We start from the raw sequence: 24,199 nt of genomic DNA, 5'->3' as shown, positions 1-24,199 counted from the left end.
AACACGTCTCCGGTTGCCGATGCGGCGCGCGAAATCTATGCTACCCCGCAAGCAAGACCAAAAACCCTGTAAGGACCCCACCATGGCCGCGCCGCTCGATCCCGTCATCGCCCAGATCATTCCGCTGCTGCCGCTGCGCGATCCCACGACGATGACGCCACAGAGCGCCCGCGATTCCTTGCGCGCACTGGCTGCCTCACGTGCCGCCGTCCCGCCGCCGCCCGTCGACGCCGTGCAGGATATCAAGGTGAAGGGCGGCGCCGGCCCGCTCGATGCGCGCGCTTATCGCGTCGGCAGCGCGCCCGCGCCCACCGTTGTGTTCTTCCACGGCGGCGGCTGGGTTGCGGGTGACCTCGAGACCCACGACCGACAGGCGCGCAATCTTGCGATCGAGACCGGCGCGGTCGTGGTCTCCGTCGACTATCGTCGCCCGCCGGAGACACGCTTTCCTGGCGCCTTCGACGACGCCTTCAATGCTGCGAGCGACGTGTTCAACCGCGTCGCGGAATTTGGTGGGGATGCCAGGCGTCTTGGCGTTGCCGGTGACAGTGCCGGTGGCAATCTCGCGGCCGCCACTGCGATCGCCTGCCGCGATTCCGGCATCAAGCTCGCCGCGCAGCTCCTGGTCTATCCCGTCACTGATGTCGTGGGCTCCTATGCCGACGCGCGCGAGAACGCCCGCTTTCCGTCGCGCGCCGAGAATGCAGATGGCTACTTCCTCTCGCGTGCCGTCATGGAGTGGTTCGCCGGCCATTATCTCGCCGATGCCGGTCACGCCGCCGACTGGCGGGTCTCGCCGCTGCGTGCCGCCTCGCTCGCAGGCCTCGCCCCCGCGATCGTGACCACCGCCTGGTACGACCCGCTCCGCGACGAAGGCACAGCCTATGCGCGGGCGCTGGAGACGGCCGGCGTGCGGGTGAAGCATCACGAGGGCGCCGGCCTGATCCATGGCTATTTCGGGCTCGGGGACGCCTCCGATGTCGCCCGTGCCGAAGCACAGCGTGCACGCGCCGACTTCAAGGCCTTGCTCGCGCGCGGGGTCTGATCGCGTTGCGGCCCGGCGGATTCGAATTGCGACCTCATCTCGTCCGTATCGTCAGCCTGATCGCAGCCCTGCTGCTGTCGATACACGCCGTCGCGGCCGCGCCCCAGACCGTCTATTTCAGCAGCGCCGACGGCCGCACGGCGCTCACCGGCTATCTGTTCCAGCCCAGCACGCCCGGCCCCTGGCCCGCCATCGTGATGCTGCACGGGCGCGGCGGACCGTACTCCAGCAATGACAATGAAGATTGCACCTTCGTTGGCGCCGGCACCACCTCGCCCTGCAATGCGAACACCTTGTCGAAGCGTCATGCGATGTGGGGTGAATATTGGTCGGCGCGCGGCTACCTCGCCTTGCTGCCGGACAGTTTTGGCCCGCGCGGCAAGGCCTATGGCTTTGGCCGCTTCACCCATGGCGACCCCGACCGCGCCGACGTCAACGAGACCGATGTGCGCCCGCTCGACGCCGAAGGCGCGCTCGCTTATCTGCGCGGCCGCAGCGACGTCCTCGCCGGCCGGATCTATCTGCAAGGCTGGTCCAATGGCGGCAGCACAGCGTTGAACGTGATGATCCGGCAAGCAAGCCAGCAGGGCAATCAGCCGGGCTATCGCGGCGCCCTGGTGTTTTATCCGGGCTGCGGACAGACCGCCCTGCTCGCATCGACCATCTCGACCACGGCGCCGATCGCGATGTTCCTGGGCGCCGACGACGAGGAGGTCTCGCCCGCGATCTGCCAGCGCGTCGCCGAGCGCTCACGGCAGGCGGGCAGCCCCGTCGACGTCACCCTCTATCCCGGCGCCACCCATGATTTCGACGAGCCGTCGTCGCGGCGGCAATCCGCGCTGGGCAATCAGGCGGCCATGAACGATGCCCTCGCCAGGGCCGCCGGCATCCTCGACCGCTGGAAAAAATGAAGCGAGGACCGATACCGCACCGCGATCCTGCTTGATTGCGCCACGATTCCGCGCTCCAATTCGCAGCGCCATCTTTTTGGTTTAGGGAGACACCCATGATGAAGCGAATTTTCCTGGCTGCGATCGTTGCCACCTTTGCGGCAGGCTCGGCCCTTGCGGACGACACCTGCGAGAGCAAGGCGGTCGGCAAGGACGGCAAGGCGCTCGCCGGAGCGGCCAAGACCTCGTTCATGAAGAAGTGCAAGGAAGACGCCTGCACGCCCAAGGCCGTCGGCTCCGACGGCAAGGCGCTCGCCGGCGCCGCCAAGAATAGCTTCATGAAGAAGTGCGAGATGGGCGCGTAAGGCGCTACGAATTCGCTGCCGCTTTAGCGGGCAGTCTGCAAACGAACTCCGTCATGGCCGGACAGAAGCGCGAAGCGCGTCTTCGCGCTTCTGCCCGGACATGACGCCAAGGCCGCCTCTCCGTGCGCGCCGCGCACCGCAATCAAATCATCCCTCGACATTACAACCCTAGACAGACGCCGTCGGCTGACGGATCATGGCGTGCTGAGCGAAATGGGGCGCATCGACCAGGCTTTCCAGGAAAGGGACGTCAAGATGTGGCAACTTCGAGTGCATCATCCGATCATGGCGACAGCGAGCGTGCTGTTCGCGCTGCTCATCAATTTTGACGCGAACGCGAGGGGCGTCGGCCTGCCCAACGTCATGGTTCTGGCGACCGGCGGCACCATCGCTGGCACCGGGGCAAGCAGTACGACCGTGGTCGGGTACACCGCGGCCACGGTGGGCATCGAGACCCTGCTGAACGCGGTCCCCGAACTGAAGACGGTGGCCAACGTCAAGGGCGAGCAGGTTTTCCAGATCGCCAGCGAGAACATGAACAATGACTACTGGCTGAAGCTTGCCAAGCGCGTCAACACGCTGCTCGCGCAGGACGACGTCGACGGGATCGTCATCACGCACGGCACCGATACGATCGAGGAGACCAGCTATTTCCTGGATCTCGTGGTCAAGAGCAAGAAGCCTGTCGTCATCGTCGGTGCGATGCGGCCGTCGACCGCGATCAGCGCGGACGGACCGATCAACCTGTTCAATGCGGTGATCCTCGCAGGCAGTGAGGAGGCGGTCGGCAAGGGCGTGCTGGTTGCTCTCAACGATCAGATCAATGCGGCGCGCGAGGTCACCAAGAACAACACCTCCACGGCCGACACTTTCCGCACGCCTGAGCTCGGCTTTCTCGGCTACATGCAGGGAAACAAGCCGTACTTCTATCGTCAATCGACGCGCCGGCATACGGCCGATTCCGAATTTGACGTGTCCAACCTCGATACGCTGCCGCAGGTCGATATCGTCTACGGTTATGCCAACATGAACCGGGTCGCGGTCGACGCATTCGTCGCCGCCGGGGCCAAGGGGATCGTGCATGCCGGCGTGGGCGACGGCAGCCTCGCCCGGCCCGCGGTCGAGCCGGCTCTCGACGAGGCGCGCAAGAAGGGTGTCGTGATCGTTCGCAGCAGCCGCGTCGGCAACGGCATCGTCGCGCGCAATGGCGAGGCCAAGGACGACGAACACGACTTCGTCGTTTCGGATACGCTCAATCCGCAAAAGGCGCGAATCTTGCTGATGCTGGCGCTGACCAAGACGACCGACACCAAGGAAATCCAGCGGATGTTCTATTCCTACTAGACCATCCGTCGCGTTGTTCCACAGACTCTCCGCGACTTCGTCATGGCCGGGCTTGTCCCGGCCATCCACGTCTTTGGTCCGACGAGAACAAGAACGTGGATGCCCGGGACATCTGCGCGAAGACGCGCTTCGCGCTTTTGCCCGGGCATGACGTGGGGCAAGCGGCCCTACTCCCGCTTGAAGCGGTAATCGAACGCGGCGCCGAGCGGCTTGATCAGGCCGACCGTCGGCGCCGGAAAGTGGATCGGCAGGATCAGCGTATCGGTGTCCGCGACGGAGGCGAAAAACTTCCGTCGCGACACCGCCGACTGCTTGGCATCCCAATCGGGCTTCGCCGACCAGTCCGGCTCGCGGCACTGGATCTGGTGATGCATGAGGTCGCCGGCGACCACCGCGCGCCGGCCCTTCGACAAGATATTCACGCAGCAATGGCAGGGCGAATGCCCGGGCGTCGGGGTCAGCGTCACGGTGTCGTCGAGCGCATAATCGTCGTCGACCAGCAGCGCCTGCCCCGCCTCGACGATCGGCAGACAATTGTCACGAAACACCGTGCCGGGAGGGTTGTTGCCTTTGGCATTCTCGGCCTCCCAGGCCGCGTACTCGCCCTTGTGGAAGACGTATTTCGCGTTCGGGAATGTCGGCACCCAGCGACCGTCGCGCAAGGTGGTGTTCCAGCCAGTGTGATCGATGTGCAGATGCGTGCAGAAGACGTAGTCGATCTGCTCGAAGCCAATGCCGAGCGCGAACAATTCGTTGCGCCAGCGCTCCTTGCCGGGAAAGTCGAACGGCGGCGGATGGCCCTTGTCCTCGCCGGTGCAGGTATCGACCAGGATGGTGTAGCGCGGCGTGCGCACGACGAAGGTCTGATAGGTGATGACCATCATGCCGCGCGCGGCGTCGAACACCTCCGGCTCCATCGTCGGCAGATGGTGCTTGAACACGCCGTCGTCATAAGCCGGGAAAAAATCTTGCGGCCGCCGCCACGGCCCTTCCCGCTCGATCACCGCATCGATGGTGATGTCGCCGATCCTCAACTGCTTCACGCGCCCCTCCTGATTTTTCTCGAGCGTAACGAACGGGTTCGCAGCGTTCAAGGCGCGTGGGCGCAGGCCTGCCTTGCCGAGTTCCCCTCGCACGCGCGACGGAGATCGGATTGGACTCTTGCGACAACATCCTCGCGCCGACGCGCATGCGTCGCTCAAGCGTCACACGCGCGTCGTCGGCCGCACTCGATACTCCACGTGTCATTCCAGGTGAAACGCGCACAGATTGCGCGAAGAAAAACACGGGGCTGCACGTGGACAAGAAGAAAGTTTTCTCGCTGATTTCATCACTCTCGCTCGCGGCATCGCTGGCCGGCACGGTGATGCCTGCCCATGCCGACGAGGATAACCGCGACCGCGGTTCCGACAATTCGCGTGACCACGATCACGGCAGGCATCACGGGCATCGCTCGCCGCCGGTGGTGCTGATCTCGCTCGACGGGGCCAAGCCCGATTTCATTCAGCAATTCATCGCGGAAGGCGTGCTGCCGCGCGACGGCGGGCTGGCGCGACTGAGCCGCCATGGCGCGATTGCCGTGCAGAACATCACGGCCTCACCCTCGCTCACCGCGGTCTCGCATATCGAGATCGCGACCGGCTCGACCGCCGTTCACAACGACATCCCGTCCAACACCTTCCAGGCGATCGTCGGGCCAGCCACCTCGAGCCTCAGCGGTTTCGCCGCGCCGATCGGCGGCTATCGCGAGAGCCCGCTTGGGCCGACGCCGCGGCCGACTGCCCAGCCACTGTGGGTGCAATTGCGCCAGCAGGGCAAGAAAGTCGCCACCGCAACGTGGCCCGGTGGCGACGGCGCCGACATCTCGATCAACGGCACCGTGGTGCAACCGGCCCAGCCGATCCGCGTCACCGACTACACCGTGCCGTTCGGCGCCTTCGGCGGCCTCAGCGCCCAGGGTTTTTCGCTGACCCGGACCGACTTCACCCCCGATGCGGCGGTGGCCACGGCGCTGCAGGCGGCCGGCCGATTCTCGTTCAGCCCGGTGCTGGCGACGACAAATCCGATCGAGAGCTTCTCCTGCGCGTCGGCCTCGACCGCGACCTGCACCAGCGCGGCGACGCTCGACCTCAAATACGCGATCCGCGTTGCCGCACTCGACACCACCAACGACAACGTCGCGAACTACGACACGCTGGTGTTCTTCGACGCCACGCGCGGCATCACGGCGGGCCCGTTCGCGCCGCCGGCGACTGGACCTGCCTACGTCAAGTTCGGCGGCGAGAACGCGCCTTTCTTTTTCGACGGCAGCGGGGCGAAGGTTGGCGCTGCGTACTTCGTCTCGCAGCTCGCGCCTGATCTCTCGGTGGTGCGCTTCGCCCGCTACGGCGCCAACTACATTCCGCGCAACGCGCCGGTGCTGGCCGATGTCGACGACATCAACAACAGCATCGGGTTCTGGCGCCCGCAGGCCGATTTCCGCATTCCGGAGCGGCTGAGCCCGGGCTTCACCAACTTCCCCGAGATCGAGGCGATGTTCGAGGACATGGTGAAAACCTTCGTGCGCTACCAGGCCGAGATCGGCGAGCGCGCGATCCAGAACCATCCCGACGCCGACCTCGTGATGGTCTATATCGAGCAGCCCGACGGCTCCGAGCACCAGTTCCTGCTCACAGATCCCCGTCAGGGTACCAACCCGAAGGACCCGAACTCGATCGGCGCCAACCAGGACCCGGCCAAGGTCGCGCGCTACGCCTCCTATGTCCGCTTCGCCTATCAGACCGCCGACAAGGCAGTGAAGCGGATCGCCGATGCAGCCGGCCCCGACAGCAACGTCATCGTCGTGTCCGACCACGGTTTTGCGCCGTTCCACACCTCGGTCAGCATGACCAACATCCTCAGGAATGCCGGCATCGACACCAGCAAGGTGGCGATCCGCACCTCAGGCCCCGCAGCCAATATCTACATCAACCTGCAACAGCGCGAGCAAGGCGGCACCGTCGATCCCGCCACCTACCAGGCGCTGCTGGCGCAGATCACCGCGGCCGTGCAGAACGCGGTCGACCCCAACCCGAAGTTCAACGGCTCGCTCGATAGCGGGAAGATCTTCACGGTGGTCGAGACCCGTCCCGCGCAGTGCGAGGCCGGGCTCGGGCAGTGCACCAGCAAGACCATCGGCCACGATTTTGGCGATGTGTTCGCGCTGATGGCGCCGGGCTACAATTTCGACGGCATCCAGAACCCCGGCGTCGCCCGCCTCGGCGATGCCGCATTCAGCGCAGCCACCACCACGCTGTCGATGCCGAACTTCTACGGCGCCCATGGCCACGATCCCAAGCTGCCGGTGATGAGCGCGACCTTCATCGCCGCCGGCCCCGGCATCCGCGACAACACCACGATCCGCCGCATGCACAATCTCGACGTCGCCCCGACCATCATGCAGATCCTGGGCGTCAGGCCGCACGGTGTCGACGGCGAAGTGCTGAACGAGATCTTGCGGTAGCGATTGAGAGCGACACGGATGGGCGCCGATCGGCGCCCATCCCGGCTAGCTCCGCAACCCCGGCGCTTCCTGCCCGGTCCGCGCGACGTATTCCGTATAGCCGCCGCCATATTGGTGGATGCCTTCCGGCGTCAGCTCGAGCACGCGGTTCGACAAGGTCGCCAGGAAGTGGCGGTCATGCGAGACGAACAGCATGGTGCCTTCGAAATCGGCCAGCGCCGTGATCAGCATTTCCTTGGTGGCGAGGTCGAGATGGTTGGTCGGCTCGTCCAGCACCAAAAAATTCGGCGGGTCGAACAGCATCTTCGCCATCACGAGGCGCGCCTTCTCGCCGCCTGACAGCACGCGGCAGCGCTTCTCGACGTCGTCGCCGGAGAAGCCGAAGCAGCCGGCGAGCGCGCGCAGAGACCCCTGCCCCGCGGTCGGAAACTGGTCTTCCAGCGACTGGAACACGGTGCGCTCGCCGTCGAGCAGATCCATCGCGTGCTGGGCGAAATAGCCCATCTTGACGCTGCCGCCGACCGCCACCGTGCCCTGGTCCGGCTCGCTTGCGCCGGCAATGAGCTTGAGCAGCGTCGACTTGCCGGCGCCGTTGACGCCCATCACGCACCAGCGCTCCCTGCGCCGGATCATGAAATCCAGCCCGTCATAGATGCGCTTGCTGCCATACCCCTTGTGGACACCCTTGAGCGCAACGACGTCCTCGCCGGAGCGCGGCGCCGGCAGGAAGTCGAACGCAATCGACTGACGGCGGCGCGGCGGCTCGACGCGCTCGATCTTGTCGAGCTTCTTGACCCGGCTCTGGACCTGGGCGGCGTGCGAGGCGCGCGCCTTGAAGCGCTCGATGAACTTGATCTCCTTGGCGAGCATCGCCTGCTGGCGCTCGAACTGCGCCTGCTGCTGCTTCTCGTTCAGCGCGCGCTGCTGCTCGTAGAACTCGTAATTGCCGGTATAGGTCGTCAGCGAGCCGGAATCGATCTCGACCACTTTCGAGATCACGCGGTTGATGAACTCGCGGTCATGCGAGGTCATCAGCAGCGTGCCTTCGTAATCGTGCAGGAATTTTTCCAGCCAGATCAGGCTTTCCAAATCAAGGTGGTTGCTCGGCTCGTCGAGCAGCATGACGTCGGGACGCATCAGCAGAATGCGGGCCAGCGCCACGCGCATCTTCCAGCCGCCGGAGAGTTTTCCGACGTCGCCGTCCATCATCTCCTGGCTGAAGCCGAGGCCGGACAGCGCTTCGCGCGCACGACCGTCGAGCGCGTAGCCGTCGAGCTCCTCGAAGGCGTGCTGCACCTCGCCATAGCGGGCGATGATCTCGTCCATCTGGTCGGCCTTGTCGGGGTCGGCCATGTCGGCTTCGAGCTGGCGCAGCTCGGCTGCGACCTCGCTGACGGGACCGGCGCCATTCATCACCTCGGCCACGGCGCTGCGACCGGACATCTCGCCGACGTCCTGGTTGAAATAGCCGATGGTGATGCCGCGATCGGTCGAGACCTGCCCTTCGTCGGGCAGCTCTTCGCCGGCGATCATCCGGAACAGGGTGGTCTTTCCGGCCCCGTTCGGGCCGACGAGGCCGATCTTCTCGCCCTTATTAAGGGCGGCGGAGGCTTCGATGAACAGGATCTGGTGGCCGGCTTGCTTGCTGACGTTGTCGAGGCGGATCATGAGGTCTTTTGGGGGAATTATTGCGTTGCGGCGTAATAGGCCATGCGGGCCGCCAAAGGAAGCCCGGCCGGACCCGGGTTTGGTTCCCTCCTGACAAATCCTTAGCAATTTTCGGCCAAAAGCGCGGGTGGCGACGCCCAGCGATTCCGACGGGCGTCCGTAGAGCTGAGATGTGACCCGGGGGACGACCGATGAGAACTCGCTTTGGCCTGGCCATGGCCGCCGTACTGATGCTCGGCGGCAGCGCCGCAACCGCCCAGACCCTGCCCGACTACATGGCGCCGATCTCCGGCAAGACCAACGCCGCGCCGGGCGACGTCGCCACCAGGGACGTGCTTGCGCTGAACACGGCGATGTTCGAGCTCTATGGCGATGCTGCCAAGGTGTTCCAGAAGAACATCCTCGACAAGCACCCTGTCATCCTCGGCCTGTTCTCCGGCGCCGGCGGACGCCTGATCCTCTATCGGCGGGGCCAGCCGCCGCTCGACGCGCCGCAGGTGCCGATCGTCTATCAGCTACTGAAATCGGTCGGCCACAGCACCATGGCGCTGGCCGAGGTGGTCGGCCCCTATGTCGACAATCCCGACAACAAATCCTGGCGCGGCGCGATGCTGGCCTTCCGCAGCCGGATGCAGTCGGCGCTGGACAGCCTCGACGCCACGCCGATGCAGGCCGACTGGCGCGACAACAACCGCACCATCCTGAAGAACAACATCGCCTTCATGGACGAGTGCCTTGCGAGCGGCGTCATCCCGTTCGCCAGGCTGGAGGCTTTCGGCAAGCAGCAGGCCCCGTTCCTCGCCAGGAACGTCGCATGGGCGGCCCAGACCCAGGTCGCGCACTGGATGGGCGTGCTGGCGGACTGGAAGGCGCAGCTCGGCCCCGACTGGGAGAAGACCTATGCCGCCAGCAACACCATCTACGTCGCACGGCAGAACAACGTGATCTTCAGCGTGCTCGCGCAGTTCTTCGGCCCCGACGCCATCAACACGCGCCTGCTGCTGATCGAGACGGTCTCGTTCACCACGACGCCGGCGGACATGCTGGAATCGCTGACGCGGATCATCGCCGATCGCTCGGTCGGCGCACTGTTCTTCGGCAATTATCATCTGATGGACTACGAGCTGATGGGAGGCGACGCGCGCGCCGCGATCATCACCGAAACAGCAAAGCGCGGCATGACGCCGTTCCTGCCGCCGCTGGTCCCGTTCGGCTCCAAGCAATGGCCGACCCTGGTCACGCCCGGCCCCGGGCCCGCGACCATCGCCGACCTCAAGTGAAGGCTTGATGTTGCGCCAGATGAGAGGCGGCTGCGTTTGCCGCAGCCGCCTTCACCTCTCGTAAACGGCCGCCCTGTTCTATTCGGCCATGGGCGAATCATGACAGCCTCACGCCAGCGTTGGCGCGTAGCTGTGGTCGCGATGCCGTCAGCATCGTGAGCCCCAAAAGACCTTGTACAAGGATAAGATCATGCGGCCTTCGCGACGCGAGTTCGTGAAGTGGTTATCGGCAGGCGGCATCTCGGTCAGCCTGTCGCATATGGCGACGGCGGCGAACGCGCCCTTTGCGTCACACGAGACGCTGCCTGGCCGCGGACATTTCAATCCAGCAACAAAAGGCGCAGGCCGCGTCGACGGCGTCGCCAAAGTCACTGGCGCAAAGCTCTACGCCTCTGATTTCCGCGCCAACGATATGCCCGGCTGGCCGCAGACCACCTCGCACGCGATTCTGGTGCGCGCCAATGACGCCACCCATGTCTATACCGGCATGGACCTCGCCCGCCTGTCGGGACCGCTGAAGCCGTCCGTCGTCGTCACCGCCAGCGATCTCGACCGCATCGGCACAGAGGTGCCGGAATTCTATGCCGGCGATCTGTTCTGCCCGCTCGGCAAGACGCCGCTTTATCTCGGCCAGCCGGTCGCGCTGCTGGTCTTCGAAAAGTTCGACGCCTACGACCAGGCGCGCCTCGTGCTGCGCGACGGCACCTTCGTCAAGTTCGGCGAGGAAACCGGCCCGGTGATCGCGCCCGATTACGGCTCCTACCGTTTCACCCGCGTCGCAGGCGCCTCGCCCGACAAGCCCGACGTCTATTCGCCGATCCAGGCCGGCTGGGTCTCCCCCAAGAAGGTGCAGAACGCCGCGCTGCCGGTGTGGTCGCCGCTCGCCAAGGACATGCCGGCCGACTACGTCAAGGCGGCCAAGCTCGGCGACCAGATCCGCAGCGAGCTCGCCGCGGACAACGCCTCTCTCCTCGTGCTCGACCGCGAGTTCGAGACGCAATCGGTCGACCCGATGTTCCTGGAGCCGGAGTGCGGGCTCGCCTGGTACGCTGGCCGCGGCGGCAATCTCGAGCTGGTGCTCGGCGTGCAGTCGCCTTACGAGGCCGCGGAGTCGCTCGCGCATCTGCTCGGGAAGGCGCGCGCGCCTTACAAGCCCTCGCACATCAACGCGCAGTTCGCCCATGTCGGCGGCGGCTTTGGCGGCCGCGACCACACGCCGTTCATCCTTTACGTCGCGCTCGCCGCGATCTGCTTCCCGGGCAAGCCGGTGCGGCTGGCGCATGACCGCTACCAGCAATTCCAGGGCGGCATCAAACGCCACCCGATCAAGATGCGCTCGCGGATCGGCATCGACCGTTCGACCGGCCTGATCAAGGCCTTCGCCGCCGATCACGTGCTCGACGGCGGCGGCCTGCAGAACTTCTCCGCGAACGTCGCGGTGGTCGCCGCGACCGGCGCGATCGGCATCTACGACATCCCCAAGGTCGACGTCACCACGATCGCGCTGCATTCGCGCGGCGTCACCGCCGGCTCGATGCGCGGCTACGGCACGCTGCAGACCATGACCGCACTTGAAGCGCTGATCGATGAAGCGGCAAGCGAGCTCAAGCTCGACCCGATCGAATTCCGCCGCCGCAATGCGCTGAAGCAGAACGGCCGGACCATGACCGGCAATCCCTACATCGTCTCGGTACGCACGCCCGAGATTCTCGACAAGCTCGAGAAGCACCCGATCTGGCAGCAGCGCGCCCAGCTCAGGCAAACCACGGGCGACCGGCTGGTCGGCACAGGCGTTGCCTGCGTCACCAAGGATTATGGCTCCGGCGCGGACTGCTCGCTCGGCCGCGTCGAGCTCGGCGCCGACGGCAAGATCGCGATCTTCTGCGACCATGTCGAGATGGGCAACGGCATCGGCACGGCGCTGGCGAACCGGGTCGCCAGCCATCTCGGCGCCATCGCCGACGAGGTCTCGGTCGCGCGCGTCGACAGCTACGACGTGCTCGGCCTCGTCACCTCGGGCGATCCCTACACGATGGACCAGAAGACCCAGGATGCCGCGGAGCGCAATCCGCGCTGGGTGCCCTCGATCTCCTCGGCGACATCGGCCTCGATCGGCGCCCATGTCGGCACGCACTCGTCGGCGGAAGCTGCCCGCGTGATCTTCCGCTTCGGCCTGTGGCCCGCGGCGCTGGAGCTGTGGCGCATTCCCAGGAATGATCCGCGCGCCAAACAATGGGCCAACGCGATCTGGCAGAACGGCCAGCTCACCATGCCCGGCCTCGAACCGCTGGCGCTGCCGGCGCTCGCCGCGACCGCACATGCACGCGGTTTCGTCACCGGTGCGGTCGCACATAGTTTTTCGCGCTGGGCCTGGTCGCGAGCGCGCTTCCCCCTGTTCGGCGAGCAATACCGCGCCGAGATCGACGCGCTCGCGATCCGCCGCGGCAACGCTAAATTCGAGCGGATCAACCGCATCAGCGTCAAGTTTCCGCCGACCGACAACAACCGCATCGGCACCGCCTACACCTCGATGTGCGGCACGCTCGTCCGCGTCGAGATCGAACGTGCCTCCGGTGCGCTTCGCATCGCCAAGGCCTACAGCGTGTTCGAATGCGGCACGGCGCTGGTGCCTGAGGTGGTGATGGGCCAGTCCCATGGCGGCTTCGCCATGGGCGTTGGCTATGCGCTGTTGGAAACGCTGCCACCGTTCGAAGGCGGCCCCGGCAACGGCGAATGGAATCTCGGCCGTTACCTGGTTGCGCGCGGCTCCGACCTGCCGTTGCGCGACCTCGAGATCGAGATGCTGAAGCCGCTCAGCCCGGACGAAGCGCCGAAAGGCATGGCCGAAGTCGTGATGATCCCGATCGTGCCGGCGCTGATCAACGCCATCCACGACGCCACCGGCCACCGTTTCCGCGCGCTGCCGGTGACTGCAAACCTCCTGAAGGGAGTGCTCGCGTGACGACCCTCAGCCTCACCATCAACGGCCAGAAACATGGCCCGATGGATGTCCGCGACGATCTCTCGATGAACGATTTCCTGCGCGAGATGCTCGGCATGACCGGCACCAAGTTCGGCTGCGGCGCCGCGCAATGCCTGAGCTGCGCCATCATCGTCGACGCGCCGGATGGCACGAGCTACACCAGCCCGACCTGCGTCGCGCCCGCCGTGAATTTCGACGGCAAGTCGATCCGCACCGTGGAAGGTCACGCCAGGGACGGCCAGCTCTCGGCCCTGCAGCAGGCTTTCATCGATCACTTCGCCTTCCAGTGCGGCTATTGCACCGCCGGCTTCCTCAATGAGGGCCAGGTGCTGCTCGAACGTCTGTCGCGCGCGCCTGTCGCCCGCGAGGCGCTGGAGCAGACCATTGCGGATGCGCTCGACGGGCATCTCTGCCGTTGCACCGGCTACATCAAATATCACGAGGCGGTGCGCGACGTGATCCTCGCCGATTCCAGTCGCTATCTCGTCGCCACCAAATGAGTGCGCAAGGGATGATCACCACGCGCATCAAGATCATGGCCGTGATGGCGGCGCTGACGAGCAGCCTGTGCGCCGGTTACGCCGCGTCTGATACGGCGAGCCACGGCCTCGCCTCGCCCGAAAGCTTTGCGAACATCGCAGACACCGAAAAACGCTCGGCCGCGATCTTCACCGAGCTCGGAAAAGTGCTGACGCATCCACGTTGCACCAACTGCCATCCGGCCGGCGACAGCCCGCGCCAGGGCGACAATCCGCGCCTGCATCAGCCGCCGGTGACGCGCGGCGCCGACGGCCACGGCCTCGAGGCGATGCGCTGTCACACCTGCCACCAGAAGGCCAATTTCGAGCCCGGCCGCATTCCCGGCCATCCCGAATGGCACCTCGCCCCGCGCGAGATGGCCTGGGAAGGCAAGACGGTCGGCGAGATCTGCGAGCAGATCAGGGACCCCGTGCGCAACGGCGGCCGCAAGGTGGAGGCGCTGATCGACCACATCGGCAAGGACACCCTCGTCGGCTGGGCCTGGAAGCCCGGCTTCGGCCGCGCGCCTGCACCGGGCACACAGGAGCAGGCCGGCGCATTGGTGGAGGCCTGGGTGAAGACGGGAGCGGCGTGCCCGGCGCCGTGATGGGGCGTGGCGGCGCGTCACCATGCGTCGGCTTCCTAGAGGCCACGTGAAAATCGCAGCATCAACGGCTTATGATCCGGAACGTATTCCTCGCGGGTCAGTATTTCGATTCGAGGCAACGTAGTCGATCTCGCCATACGAGATCCCGATATCCATAAGCTCTCGATCACTTAGATTATAAAGATCGTGCCGCAGCCGCTCCCATTTCCGCCACTCTTGAAAAGCGTCCCAACAATTCTTGAGAGCGCTGACATTGCCTCGCTGTGCTGTCGTCTGGACCAAGCCCGCTGTCTGGTAAAACGTGTTCATTGCAGCATCCTCGGGTGCCTTGTTTCCACCCAGGCAAGCTGCCAGGATCCGACCCGGCACGCTTAATCTGTCGCTTACATTTTCCTTACGGGCAGCTTATTCTCCGTCCTCCAAATGTTGCCGAGCCTAACCGGGGACGGCTTAAGGGATTTCGCGTCGTGCGCTATCTCTTCGAAGACTACGAACTGGATTCCGGCCGCCGCGAGTTATACCGCGATACAAAAGTCGTCGCCCTGACGCCACAAGCCTTTGACCTGCTTGACTACCTCATCCGCAACCGCGAGCGCGTCGTCTGCAAGGACGATCTTATCGCAGCCATTTGGAAGGGGCGATGCGTGTCGGATGCCGCGCTGACGACCCGGCTGAATGCCGCTCGCTCCGCGATTGGCGATTCCGGGGAGAAGCAGCGGTTGATCAAGACGCTGCCGAGGAAAGGCTATCGCTTTATCGGCACTGTGCAAGAAGCTCACAACGCTTCCACAGGGGTAGTAACCGAAATCCAAGGAGAAACGGCCAAGGGTGCCCTCACGCTTCCCGACATACCGTCGCTAGCCGTTCTCCCGTTTATTAACCTGAGTTCCGATCCAGAGCAGGAGTATTTCGCCGAAGGCATGGTCGAGGACATCATTACCGGCCTCTCACGATCCAAATCGCTGTTCGTCATCGCGCGACAATCCACTTTTACCTACAAGGGCAAGACTGTCGACGTCAGGCAGGTCGGACGCGAGCTAGGAGTTCGATATGTACTCGAAGGCAGTGTGCGCAAATCCAACGACCGAGTTCGCATTATCGGGCAGCTGATCGAGGCCACGACGGGTGCCCATCTTTGGGCAGACCGTTTCGACAGCCAACTCAATGACATCTTCGATCTGCAGGACCAAGTGACGAGCAGCGTGATTAGCGCACTCTTTCCTCACTTGGAGCGTGCCGAGATAGAGCGCGCAAAGCGCAAGCCAACCGAAAATCTTCAGGCCTACGACTACTATCTTCGTTCACTCTCGAGCTTCTATCAATTCACCCGCGAGCAAAACATTGAAGCCCTCAGACTGACCCGGCTTGCAGTCAAGATCGATCCCGGATTGGCGGTAGCATACGCGCTTGGTGCTTATTGCTACCTGCAACGCAAGGTCTTCGGCTGGACGGTTGATGCGGATCAGGAACGAAATGATACCCGACTGTTTGCAAGGCGCGCGATTGAACTCGATAAGGACGATCCAACCGTACTCGTGAGGGTTGGGCAGGCAATTGCCGCCGTACTATATGAGATCGACGAAGGCGTTGCCCTCGTCTTCCGAGCGCATGAACTTAACCCAAGCCTGGCTCTCGCACAGTATACGATCGGCTGGGAGCACATTCGCCGCGGCAACCTAGACGCGGCACTTAAGCAATTCCATGCCGGGGGGCGCTTAAGCCCCATGGATCCGTTTATTTTCTTGATGCAGACCGGAATAGCGTTCGCGCATTTCTTGGCAGATCGATACGAGGACGGGACATCATGGGCCAAGTCGGCTGTGTTGCACCGCCCTAACTATCTAAACGCACAATTTATTCTGGCGGCATGCCACGCAATGTCCGGACGGGTCGAGGAAGCCCGGATGATCAGTGCACGCCTAGTCGAAGCGAGGCCGGCGCTGCGCATCTCCACACTCATTCCCAAGCTCGCCCAATTTTACATCCCGGAACACCTCGAACGGATCAATCGGGCTTGCCACATCGCAGGCCTCCCCCCATGAACGCGTGCGCCCGGTCACTTGAGCCCCCTGCTCGCACACCGATGAGGCGCGAGGGTAAGTACGCGCGAACGTCCGCTTCGGGGCCTAGAGCGGCAGTCGCCGCGTCTAGTGGTCGTCGGCGGCTTGTGACCCGAAGCGGACAACGAGCAAGGCTCGAAGGTTTCGAGCCATGCTGTCCTGTGTCTCTATGCAGTCAGTGGGCGGCGTCGACTAGTGGCGGCTTTCGGCGACTCGCCTTTCGCCGGGCAACTTGCCTCCGGCCAGCAGGCTGGTGCAAATCCACCGGGATTCTCTGGGTTGCGCGCCAAGGAGAGCCTTGGTCTCTACGCACTGCGCGTAAGTGTTGTAGCTGAGCGTGTCCGTGCACGTTGACGAGAAATTGCTGCCGTCAATCGCTCCGCCCGTCCCGCCTCCGGCAGCCATGCTACATCCAACCCAGGGAGCGTTGCCGACCCTGTAACTGGTTTCGCAGCCACCGTTACAGCTGCTGGCAGATCGCTCCAGCCTGGCGATCTTCCCCAACACTGTATTCGGGCCGAATACCGGCCCTTGAGCGGTCGATGAGCCGGTTGCCCGGTGGTGGTGGGAAGTCACGGTCGTTCGCCCCTGCCTCGGCACAACAGTCGTTCTTGCCTTCGGCGCTTCGACCGAGACGGTGGGAAGTGAGGAGCTTGGTGTGGGTTGTGACATTGCCGTGCTGCTGCACAGCAAGACAGCTGACAAGGTAACGATGGCGGACGGCACGGCGAAGCCAAATGACGGTCGCATAGGGTACCTCCCAAATTCGGGACGGAAATGCCGTCCCTACAGCTAAGGGTTGTACCACGGCATACAGATACCGGCAATTCGGAGGGTGCAGGACGATCTGCGCCATCGACATGGGGCCACAGAACGTCGCCCGCACCGTTGCGGGGTCGGCGTCTGGCCCAAGGCCAACATCCAAACGCACGGCTCGAACGTCGCCTTGCTCTAGCAGAGCAGACGCGACAGCCGATGAGACGCCCTACGCCCGCCGCATGAGCCTGAGCGAGGCCGCCAGCCGCAGACTGCGCTTGCCGGCGAGTGCGATACCCTCGAGCTCGCCGCTGTCTTCCGTGCAGGTCCCCGAAAAACCGATCCCGACCTCGTAGCCGCCGAACACGGGATTGTCGCCCTTCGCCGGCGTGTGCTCCTGGTTGAGCATCTCGCCCTTCCAGCAGCCGTCCGCCGACGAATAGGCGCCGAGGTAGTAGAAGAACGCATCGCCGCCGAGGATGCGGCCGTCGATCAGCAGCATCACGCCGGAGAGCCCGGCATCGACGCCGTCGAGCGCGCGCAGGCTCATTCCATAGAGGCCGTTGGCGATGCCACCATGCCCGATCGTGCCGCGGGGCGGCAGCGCCTCGTCCTCATCGAGGCGCGTCAGGTTGGCCCAGAATTGACCGCCCGGCATGGTGTCCGCGCTGCCCTCCAGGCGGATCTGGTTGCCGACCAGCTTGCCGCGCGCGCCGATCGTTGCGACGTCGGCGCCCATCAGCGGCTTGTAATGGGGGTCCTCGTTGTGGCGCTCGGTGATCACCTCGGCAACGATCTCGCCGTCCCGCTCGGAATAGGTGCCGAGATGCGCGAAGGCGGAATTGCCCCCTAACATCTTGCCGTCGTGCAGGCACATGATGCTGCGCCCGAAGGCCTCGTGGATGCCGTATTCAACCTTGTAGAGCCCGTCGAGCAAAGTCATGAACCCGCAAAAAATAAAGGAATCGCGGGCTACCTAGCACCGTCGCCGCACCGAAGCCATCCGGCTTTTCCGCGCAGGCTGCGCGCGGAGCCGGTCGTGCCATGATGCCATCATGCGCCTGTTTTGCCCGACGGAGCAAGCAGATTTCGTAAAATCCGCATCCGACCGTTTGGTTCGGCTATCCGGGTGTTTCGTCAGCCCCCTGGCTACTGTGCATGGGGTTGTTTTCGCCTTTCGAACCCGCAAGTGCCTGCGCGCGACCAAGCGGCATGGACCCGATTGAACCCTCAGCCGACGAGCAGATCGCAGCCTTCATCGCCAGCGCTGCGAAGCAGCCGCTGCTCGATGCCGCATTCGAACTCTGGCGCTGGCGCTACCTATTGAATTCGATCAAGGGGCGCCCGACCGCCGAAGAGGCGCGCATCAATCGCACGCTTTCACCGGAGCAGATCGGTGCGAAATATCGCCACGATCGCGACCACGCCCATGAGGGGCCGATGTTCGGTTATCTCAAGCGCGCCCATCCGCATGCCGGCGACGATGCGGTCCGGCAGGCCATCATCACCGCCGTCAAGTTCGAGGGCGCGGCCGAAGCGCATTTCAAGTGGGACGGCGATTTCTGGGCTTGCGTCGTGCGCGCGGTGGCACAGGCGGCGGCGCAATATCCCGGCTTCCTCGAGACAACCTATCGCGACGCCCGCAACAATCTCGCCTACTACATGAAGTGAGCCCTGCGGGCTCTCATCACATCGACATGAGTCAGAAGCACAGCGTGGTGACGAGCTTGCCTTGCTTGTCCTTGATCGCGTAAGGGCAGCGCAGCCGCTCCAGCGCCTTCTTGGCGTCCTCGTCGCCGAGCGCAGCAGCGCGCTCGTAATATGCCTTTGCGGCATCCTTGTCCTTCGGACCGCCGCGGCCGCCCTCGGCGAAGGCCCCCATCCGCTCCAGCGCGCCGGGATGGTTTTGCGCGGCCGCCTTCTCGAACAGCGCGCGTGCCGCGACGTCGTCCTTCTCGCCGCCATTGCCGTTGGCAAGCATCAGGCCGAGCTGGTACTGCGCCTCCGCGTTGGTCTCGGCGGCCTTGCCGAGCAGCGTGCGTGCCTGCGCCGGATCGGCGGGCGCGCCACCGCCGGCGTTGCCGAGCGCCGCGAGATTGGAGACGCCGCGGGGATTGCCGGCCTGCGCCGCCTTCTCGAACAGCTTTCGCGCCTGTGGCTCGTCCCTGGCCACGCCGGAGCCGGTGCCGTAGGCGACGCCGAGCTCGACCATCGCAGCGCTGGAGCCCTTGTCGGCCGCCTTGCGCCAGGCCGCGATCGCCTCGGCCGTCTGCCGGTTGGCGGCATAGGCACGGCCGAGCGCGAACATCGCGCGGCGCGACGAGGATGCCGCCTGCTTGCAGAATTTGATCGCGGTTGCGACGTCGGAGGCGGCGATCTCAGGCACGCCCTTCACGTCAGCCGGCTTGTCGGGATCGCTTGGATCGGCGGCGACGCGATCGCACAGGACGAGGTCGGCCGATTGCGCATGGGCAGCGACAGGCACGGCGAGCGCGACGAGGACGGCAAAGAGATGGATCCGCATGGCCATCACGTTGCGTTGACGCCCCGGCGATTTCAAGGCTCGAGTCCTGATCGGCGCAAGACGGGCACGACCTCCGGCGATGCCAGATAGCGCAGCAACGCCTCGGCGCCTTCGGCCTGCTTCGCATCCACCATGCGGCCTGCGGAAAACACCGACGGCGTCTGCAAATCATGCGGGACCGGGCCGATCACCTCGATGCCCTCGACCTGCTTCAGCTCGCTGATCTGCTGCACGGCCAGATCCGCTTCGCCGCTGACGAGCCGCTCGGCAGTAAAACCCTGCTCGACGATGGTGGCCTTGGCGTTGATCGCGGCGGCGATGCCCATCCGCACGATCAGCTGGGCGAAGTAGACGCCGCTTGCGCCGAGCCGTGAATAGGCGACCGACCGGGCCGCGAGCAGCGCCTTGCGCAGCGCGGCTTCATTGGCGATGCCGGGATGCGGCGCGCCGGTCCGCACGGCGAGGCCGACATAGGAGCGCGCGAGGTCGGCTGCGCTGTCCGCGATCACCCGGCCCTCGCCGATCATCTCGTCGAGCCCTTCGCGCGTGAGGATCACGAGGTCGGCAGCCTCGCCGGCGCGTAAGCGCTTGAGCAGCGCCAGCGTCGGCGCGAAGTCGGCATCGACGTGAATGCCGCTCGCCGCCTCGAAGGCGAAGGACAGGCTGCGCATCGCGCCCATCAGGCCGAGCGTCGAGAGCATGCGAATTTTTTCCATGGGCACTTTCCTGGTGCGATCAGGCGCGATGCATCAGCTTCAGCGCCGCAGTCAGGCGCAAGCTGCGCTTGCCGGCCAGCGCGGTTGCTTCCAGCACCGCCTCCTCGCCGTCATAGCTGCCGGAGAAGCCGATGCCGACCTCGTGGCCGCCGAAGATCGGATCGTCCTTGGCGGGCGTGTGCTCCTGGTTGAGGATCTGCCCCTTCCAGCGGCCGTTCGCGGCGGTGTAGCTGCCGAGGTAATAGAACGAGGCATCGCCGCCGAGGATGCGGCCCCGGTTGAGCAGCATCACGCCGGTGAGCCCGCCGTCGACACCGTCGAGCATACGCAGATGGATCGAGTAGAGGCCATCGGCGATCCCGGCCTCGCCGACGCCGCCGGCGATCGGCACCTCGTCCTCCGTGATCGGCGTCATCAGCGACTGAAAGGGCACGCCGGGCAGCTCCTTCAGCTCGCCCTTGAAGCGGTAGAGATCGCCGTCGGCAAAACCCTTCGCGATCAGCGTCGCATCGTCGGTGCCGGCCATGGCGCGGTAGTTCGGATCGGGGTTGTGGCGGACGGTCTTGATGACGATGTCGACGCCACCTGCGGTCTTCTCGTAGGTGCCGATATGGGCGAACGCCGAATTGCCACCGAGCATCTTGCCGTTGCCGGCATGCATCACGCTCCGGCCGACGCTGTCGCCGAGCTGAAATCGCACCTTGTAGAAGCCTTCAAACACCAGCCGTGTCCCCGGCCCCGCGCGCATCCTGCGCCCACTCTAGCCCGGTTTGGGCTGCGATGGACAGGCTCCAGGCCGGCATGGCCGCCAGACCCACAACGAGCGCTGTCATCGGCAAGCACTGTCATCGAAATGCAAAAATCCGCCGGAGCCTTATGAGCTCCGGCGGATTTGAAAGCCAACCCGGGCCAGCCCCCGGCCCGGGCCTGGAGGATGCTTAAGCCGCGGCCTTCTTGTCAGCCGGGACGGACGCGATCGTCTTCAGGATCTGCGAAGCGATCTGGTATGGGTCGCCTTGCGAGTTCGGACGACGGTCTTCCAGATAGCCCTTGTAACCGTTGTTGACGAAGGAGTGCGGAACGCGGATCGACGCGCCACGATCGGCCACGCCGTAGCTGAACTTGTTCCACGGCGCGGTCTCGTGCTTGCCGGTCAGACGCTTGTCGTTGTCCGGGCCGTAGACGGCGATGTGGTCCATCAGGTTCTTGTCGAAGGCCGCCATCAGCGCTTCGAAGTACTCCTTGCCGCCGACCGTACGCATGTACTCGGTCGAGAAGTTGGCGTGCATGCCGGAGCCGTTCCAGTCGGTGTCGCCGAGCGGCTTGCAGTGGAACTCGATGTCGATGCCGTACTTTTCGGTCAGGCGCAGCATCAGGTAGCGGGCCATCCACATTTCGTCAGCGGCCTTCTTGGAGCCCTTGCCGAAGATCTGGAATTCCCACTGGCCCTTCGCGACTTCCGCGTTGATGCCTTCATGGTTGATGCCGGCAGCCAGGCAGAGGTCGAGATGCTCTTCGACGATCTTGCGGGCGACGTCGCCGACGTTGGAGAAGCCGACGCCGGTGTAGTACGGGCCCTGCGGCGCCGGATAACCGGAGGCCGGGAAGCCGAGCGGACGGCCGTCCTTGTAGAAGAAGTATTCCTGCTCGAAGCCGAACCAGGCGCCGGCGTCGTCGAGGATGGTGGCGCGCTTGTTGGAAGCGTGCGGGGTCTTGCCATCGGGCATCATGACTTCGCACATCACCAGCACGCCGTTGGTGCGGGCGCCGTCCGGGAACACCGCGACCGGCTTCAGCACGCAATCCGAGCTGTGGCCTTCGGCCTGCTGGGTGGAGGAGCCATCGAAGCCCCAGAGCGGAAGCTGCTCGAGCGTCGGGAACGACGCGAATTCCTTGATCTGAGTTTTGCCGCGCAAGTTCGGAGTCGGCGTATATCCGTCGAGCCAGATGTACTCGAGCTTATACTTGGTCATTGAGCCTCTCTGTAGATGATGCGAAAGGTGGGGTTGAGAGCCCCGCACGTTTGTACCCGGCCATCATCGGCCGGTGCCTTATAAGCATTTTGCGTGCCAAAAGGCCGCAGCGCGGGAGGTTTTCCACCGCGACCGGAACCGGCCCGGGGGCGGCAAACCGTCCACAGCAGCGTGCGGCATAGGCGCGCACCTTCGCGTGAAGCTGCACTGCAAAAATCCCGCGGAAAACGCCTGATTCTGGAGCAGGCCAGCCCCAGCTGAAGGTTGCCGATGAAACGCGCATCAACGTCCGGCAACTTTCGTAAAGCCCCCACCCCCTGCCCAGCAACCTTTGGAATGGCCTAGGCGTTAGTCATCGACACGGTGCCTTAGGGGGTGCAGACCATCACCTGCCTACAAATTGAGCGGAAACTGATTTCCTTTTCAGCACTTTGCATTTCGGAGTGCCGGGCCGATATGGGGATTCCAGTAACCACAATCGAACGAGTCGGGCGCACCATGGAGGCCAAGGCGCTTCGACCCAGGAGCAATCGCATGATGAACAATGGACTGAGTCAGGGATCTGCGAAGATCTATCAATTCCCCGCCGGGGGCCGCGCGGCTCTCGCCGGACGCCGCTATGGCGAGACCCGCTTTCCCGCCGATCACGCTTCGCTTCCCGCGAACGTCTCGATCTGCAGCGACAGCTGGTACCACCAGGACGCGGTCGACGAAGCAAAGCCCAAATGGGAACGCTAATGCCAGCATCTGGTTTGAGACCGACGCGCTCCTCCAAGCGCGCAGCGGAAGTTTGAAAAGGGTCGAAACAACGAGGTTTCGACCCTTTTTGATTCCAGACGTGATTAGCGTCAGATCACCGCGCAGGCCGTCGCCGGCCGCTTCAGATGCTTGACCGTGGTCGCCCCGGTCTTGCCGATCCTCAACGTGTTGCCCGCTCCCGAATAGCGCACCCCCGAAAGAGCCAACCGCTTGGCAAGCGTCGCCGGTTCGCCGTCGATCTGGAGGAACGCGCGCTTGTCGCCGTCATAAAACGCAACAATGAACTGCGTACCATCGGCGCAGCGGTAGTTCCGAAATGTCTGCGCGTCGGCCTGCCGCGCCCCGGAAATTGCAGCCGTCAGCATGCTGATCCCCAAAAGAATGGCCTTGTGTCGGCCCATGATCGCCCCCTGTAATGGTCCGTCGGCAACATAACAAAAGCAGCTCCGATGTCAGACTCCCCTGCCCGTCACCTCGCCTTGCAAGGCGCCAGCAATTTTCGCGACCTCGGCGGTTACGCCACCAGCGACGGCCGTACCACGCGCTGGCGCCACATTTTCCGCTCCAATCATCTCGGCCAGCTCACCGCTGAAGACATCGCGATCGTCCGCGCACTCGGCGTCAGAAGCGCGTTCGACTTCCGCGGCGTCGAGGAGCGCGCGGCCGGCGTCTGCGTCGTCAACGAGATCACGGTGCATTCGCTTCCGATCGAGCCGACGGTCGTGGCCTCACTGCGCACCGAGCTCGCCAGGGGCACGCTGACTGCGCCCGTCGCGCTCGAACTGATGCGCGAGTCCTATCGCAACTATGTCCGCCACAACACGCACAGCTTCCGCATGCTGTTCGGCCATCTCCTGCAGGCCCGCGCCCCGCTCGTGATCCACTGTACCGCCGGCAAGGACCGCACCGGCTTTGCCAGCGCACTGATCCTGCATGCGCTCGGCGTGCCCGAGGCGATCATTGCAGAGGATTACCTGCTGACCAATCGCCACTACAAGCGCGACGTGTCGAGCGTCTCCGATCTGCCCGCCGACGTCCTCGACGCGATCGGCTCGGTCAACGCTTCCTATCTCGACGCCGCCTTCGATGCCGTCAGCGGCGAGTACGGCGATGTCGAAACTTACCTGCGCGACGGCATCAAGCTCGGGGCAGCGGAGCGAACCGCGCTGAAGGAGCGCTACCTTCAGCCGTGATCGACGACAAGCGCC

Annotated in this window: 22 protein-coding genes; 13 read left to right on the top strand and 9 right to left on the bottom strand. The window is 64.5% G+C overall.

Going from position 1 to position 24,199, the window contains the following annotated elements:
• The first annotated feature begins 82 nt into the window (after positions 1–82).
• From NLM31_RS20480 to NLM31_RS20465, 4 genes are all read left to right on the top strand, one after another.
• Positions 83–1,045, top strand: coding sequence for an alpha/beta hydrolase (locus NLM31_RS20480; RefSeq protein ID WP_254193423.1), 963 nt, complete (start codon positions 83–85; stop codon positions 1,043–1,045).
• A 26-nt stretch (positions 1,046–1,071) separates the two neighbouring features.
• Positions 1,072–1,956, top strand: coding sequence for a dienelactone hydrolase family protein (locus NLM31_RS20475; protein ID WP_254193422.1), 885 nt, complete (start codon positions 1,072–1,074; stop codon positions 1,954–1,956).
• A 95-nt stretch (positions 1,957–2,051) separates the two neighbouring features.
• Positions 2,052–2,300 (top strand): hypothetical protein, encoded by a 249-nt coding sequence (locus tag NLM31_RS20470; RefSeq protein ID WP_148777798.1) that lies wholly within the window; start codon positions 2,052–2,054, stop codon positions 2,298–2,300.
• Positions 2,301–2,555: 255 nt separating this feature from the next.
• Positions 2,556–3,644, top strand: coding sequence for a type II asparaginase (locus NLM31_RS20465; RefSeq protein ID WP_256561512.1), 1,089 nt, complete (start codon positions 2,556–2,558; stop codon positions 3,642–3,644).
• Positions 3,645–3,811: 167 nt separating this feature from the next.
• Here NLM31_RS20465 and NLM31_RS20460 read toward each other — a convergent pair whose 3' ends face one another.
• Complete coding sequence (locus NLM31_RS20460) at positions 3,812–4,687, bottom strand: MBL fold metallo-hydrolase (protein ID WP_254193421.1); 876 nt, start codon at positions 4,685–4,687, stop codon at positions 3,812–3,814.
• A 254-nt stretch (positions 4,688–4,941) separates the two neighbouring features.
• Between NLM31_RS20460 and NLM31_RS20455 the strand changes: the two genes are divergently transcribed.
• On the top strand, positions 4,942–7,146 hold the full coding sequence (locus NLM31_RS20455) for an alkaline phosphatase family protein (protein ID WP_254193420.1): 2,205 nt from the start codon (positions 4,942–4,944) through the stop codon (positions 7,144–7,146).
• Positions 7,147–7,191: 45 nt separating this feature from the next.
• On the opposite strand, the gene NLM31_RS20450 is transcribed toward NLM31_RS20455, so the two are convergent.
• The gene (locus tag NLM31_RS20450) at positions 7,192–8,814 is read right to left on the bottom strand and encodes an ABC-F family ATP-binding cassette domain-containing protein (protein ID WP_254193419.1); all 1,623 of its coding nucleotides are present in this window, start codon (positions 8,812–8,814) and stop codon (positions 7,192–7,194) included.
• Between the two features lie 191 nt (positions 8,815–9,005).
• Here NLM31_RS20450 and NLM31_RS20445 point away from each other — a divergent pair, with 191 nt between their 5' ends.
• The 4 genes from NLM31_RS20445 to NLM31_RS20430 all read left to right on the top strand — a co-directional run bounded on the left by NLM31_RS20445 (position 9,006) and on the right by NLM31_RS20430 (position 14,203).
• On the top strand, positions 9,006–10,094 hold the full coding sequence (locus NLM31_RS20445; protein WP_254193418.1) for a hypothetical protein: 1,089 nt from the start codon (positions 9,006–9,008) through the stop codon (positions 10,092–10,094).
• A 190-nt stretch (positions 10,095–10,284) separates the two neighbouring features.
• On the top strand, positions 10,285–13,056 hold the full coding sequence (locus NLM31_RS20440) for a xanthine dehydrogenase family protein molybdopterin-binding subunit (RefSeq protein WP_254193417.1): 2,772 nt from the start codon (positions 10,285–10,287) through the stop codon (positions 13,054–13,056).
• Positions 13,053–13,577, top strand: coding sequence for a (2Fe-2S)-binding protein (locus tag NLM31_RS20435; RefSeq protein ID WP_254193416.1), 525 nt, complete (start codon positions 13,053–13,055; stop codon positions 13,575–13,577). Before NLM31_RS20440 ends, NLM31_RS20435 begins: the two co-directional genes overlap by 4 nt.
• 11 nt (positions 13,578–13,588) lie before the next feature.
• A complete protein-coding gene (locus NLM31_RS20430) occupies positions 13,589–14,203 on the top strand; it encodes an Isoquinoline 1-oxidoreductase subunit (protein WP_254193415.1) in 615 nt (204 codons plus the stop codon).
• 69 nt (positions 14,204–14,272) lie between these two features.
• On the opposite strand, the gene NLM31_RS20425 is transcribed toward NLM31_RS20430, so the two are convergent.
• Entirely contained in the window at positions 14,273–14,512 is a 240-nt protein-coding gene (locus NLM31_RS20425) for a DUF1127 domain-containing protein (RefSeq protein WP_254131078.1), read from the bottom strand.
• 158 nt (positions 14,513–14,670) lie between these two features.
• On the opposite strand from NLM31_RS20425, the gene NLM31_RS20420 reads away from it, so the two are divergent.
• Positions 14,671–16,245 (top strand): winged helix-turn-helix domain-containing protein, encoded by a 1,575-nt coding sequence (locus NLM31_RS20420; protein ID WP_254193414.1) that lies wholly within the window; start codon positions 14,671–14,673, stop codon positions 16,243–16,245.
• Between the two features lie 1,003 nt (positions 16,246–17,248).
• Here NLM31_RS20420 and NLM31_RS20415 read toward each other — a convergent pair.
• Positions 17,249–17,956 (bottom strand): hypothetical protein, encoded by a 708-nt coding sequence (locus NLM31_RS20415; RefSeq protein WP_254196236.1) that lies wholly within the window; start codon positions 17,954–17,956, stop codon positions 17,249–17,251.
• A 275-nt stretch (positions 17,957–18,231) separates the two neighbouring features.
• On the opposite strand from NLM31_RS20415, the gene NLM31_RS20410 reads away from it, so the two are divergent.
• Entirely contained in the window at positions 18,232–18,690 is a 459-nt protein-coding gene (locus tag NLM31_RS20410; protein ID WP_254193413.1) for a hypothetical protein, read from the top strand.
• 31 nt (positions 18,691–18,721) lie between these two features.
• On the opposite strand, the gene NLM31_RS20405 is transcribed toward NLM31_RS20410, so the two are convergent.
• The 4 genes from NLM31_RS20405 to NLM31_RS20390 all read right to left on the bottom strand — a co-directional run bounded on the left by NLM31_RS20405 (position 18,722) and on the right by NLM31_RS20390 (position 22,232).
• On the bottom strand, positions 18,722–19,543 hold the full coding sequence (locus NLM31_RS20405) for a tetratricopeptide repeat protein (protein ID WP_254193412.1): 822 nt from the start codon (positions 19,541–19,543) through the stop codon (positions 18,722–18,724).
• A gap of 32 nt (positions 19,544–19,575) precedes the next feature.
• Positions 19,576–20,259, bottom strand: coding sequence for a substrate-binding domain-containing protein (locus NLM31_RS20400; protein ID WP_254193411.1), 684 nt, complete (start codon positions 20,257–20,259; stop codon positions 19,576–19,578).
• A 19-nt stretch (positions 20,260–20,278) separates the two neighbouring features.
• The gene (locus NLM31_RS20395) at positions 20,279–20,980 is read right to left on the bottom strand and encodes a GrlR family regulatory protein (protein WP_254193410.1); all 702 of its coding nucleotides are present in this window, start codon (positions 20,978–20,980) and stop codon (positions 20,279–20,281) included.
• 217 nt (positions 20,981–21,197) lie between these two features.
• Entirely contained in the window at positions 21,198–22,232 is a 1,035-nt protein-coding gene (locus tag NLM31_RS20390) for a glutamine synthetase beta-grasp domain-containing protein (RefSeq protein WP_008129886.1), read from the bottom strand.
• 534 nt (positions 22,233–22,766) lie between these two features.
• On the opposite strand from NLM31_RS20390, the gene NLM31_RS20385 reads away from it, so the two are divergent.
• Positions 22,767–22,970, top strand: coding sequence for a DUF2735 domain-containing protein (locus NLM31_RS20385; RefSeq protein ID WP_254131072.1), 204 nt, complete (start codon positions 22,767–22,769; stop codon positions 22,968–22,970).
• Positions 22,971–23,080: 110 nt separating this feature from the next.
• Here NLM31_RS20385 and NLM31_RS20380 read toward each other — a convergent pair whose 3' ends face one another.
• A complete protein-coding gene (locus NLM31_RS20380) occupies positions 23,081–23,392 on the bottom strand; it encodes an MliC family protein (RefSeq protein ID WP_254193409.1) in 312 nt (103 codons plus the stop codon).
• 48 nt (positions 23,393–23,440) lie between these two features.
• On the opposite strand from NLM31_RS20380, the gene NLM31_RS20375 reads away from it, so the two are divergent.
• A complete protein-coding gene (locus tag NLM31_RS20375) occupies positions 23,441–24,184 on the top strand; it encodes a tyrosine-protein phosphatase (protein WP_254193408.1) in 744 nt (247 codons plus the stop codon).
• The last annotated feature ends 15 nt before the right edge of the window (positions 24,185–24,199 follow it).

Source organism: Bradyrhizobium sp. CCGUVB4N (assembly GCF_024199945.1).
Classification (GTDB): domain Bacteria; phylum Pseudomonadota; class Alphaproteobacteria; order Rhizobiales; family Xanthobacteraceae; genus Bradyrhizobium.
Note: the sequence above shows the minus strand (reverse complement) of the source record. Positions and strands in the feature narration are given on the sequence as shown.

Excerpts from the sequence above, each read along its gene's own strand:
- NLM31_RS20440 (WP_254193417.1), top strand. The coding sequence starts at position 10,285 with ATGCGGCCTTCGCGACGCGAGTTCGTGAAGTGGTTATCGGCAGGCGGC.
- NLM31_RS20430 (WP_254193415.1), top strand. The coding sequence starts at position 13,589 with ATGATCACCACGCGCATCAAGATCATGGCCGTGATGGCGGCGCTGACG.
- NLM31_RS20445 (WP_254193418.1), top strand. The coding sequence starts at position 9,006 with ATGAGAACTCGCTTTGGCCTGGCCATGGCCGCCGTACTGATGCTCGGC.
- NLM31_RS20470 (WP_148777798.1), top strand. The coding sequence starts at position 2,052 with ATGATGAAGCGAATTTTCCTGGCTGCGATCGTTGCCACCTTTGCGGCA.
- NLM31_RS20405 (WP_254193412.1), bottom strand. The coding sequence starts at position 19,543 with ATGCGGATCCATCTCTTTGCCGTCCTCGTCGCGCTCGCCGTGCCTGTC.
- NLM31_RS20380 (WP_254193409.1), bottom strand. The coding sequence starts at position 23,392 with ATGGGCCGACACAAGGCCATTCTTTTGGGGATCAGCATGCTGACGGCT.
- NLM31_RS20465 (WP_256561512.1), top strand. The coding sequence starts at position 2,556 with ATGTGGCAACTTCGAGTGCATCATCCGATCATGGCGACAGCGAGCGTG.
- NLM31_RS20480 (WP_254193423.1), top strand. The coding sequence starts at position 83 with ATGGCCGCGCCGCTCGATCCCGTCATCGCCCAGATCATTCCGCTGCTG.
- NLM31_RS20410 (WP_254193413.1), top strand. The coding sequence starts at position 18,232 with ATGGACCCGATTGAACCCTCAGCCGACGAGCAGATCGCAGCCTTCATC.
- NLM31_RS20400 (WP_254193411.1), bottom strand. The coding sequence starts at position 20,259 with ATGGAAAAAATTCGCATGCTCTCGACGCTCGGCCTGATGGGCGCGATG.
- NLM31_RS20385 (WP_254131072.1), top strand. The coding sequence starts at position 22,767 with ATGATGAACAATGGACTGAGTCAGGGATCTGCGAAGATCTATCAATTC.
- NLM31_RS20425 (WP_254131078.1), bottom strand. The coding sequence starts at position 14,512 with ATGAACACGTTTTACCAGACAGCGGGCTTGGTCCAGACGACAGCACAG.
- NLM31_RS20390 (WP_008129886.1), bottom strand. The coding sequence starts at position 22,232 with ATGACCAAGTATAAGCTCGAGTACATCTGGCTCGACGGATATACGCCG.
- NLM31_RS20375 (WP_254193408.1), top strand. The coding sequence starts at position 23,441 with ATGTCAGACTCCCCTGCCCGTCACCTCGCCTTGCAAGGCGCCAGCAAT.
- NLM31_RS20450 (WP_254193419.1), bottom strand. The coding sequence starts at position 8,814 with ATGATCCGCCTCGACAACGTCAGCAAGCAAGCCGGCCACCAGATCCTG.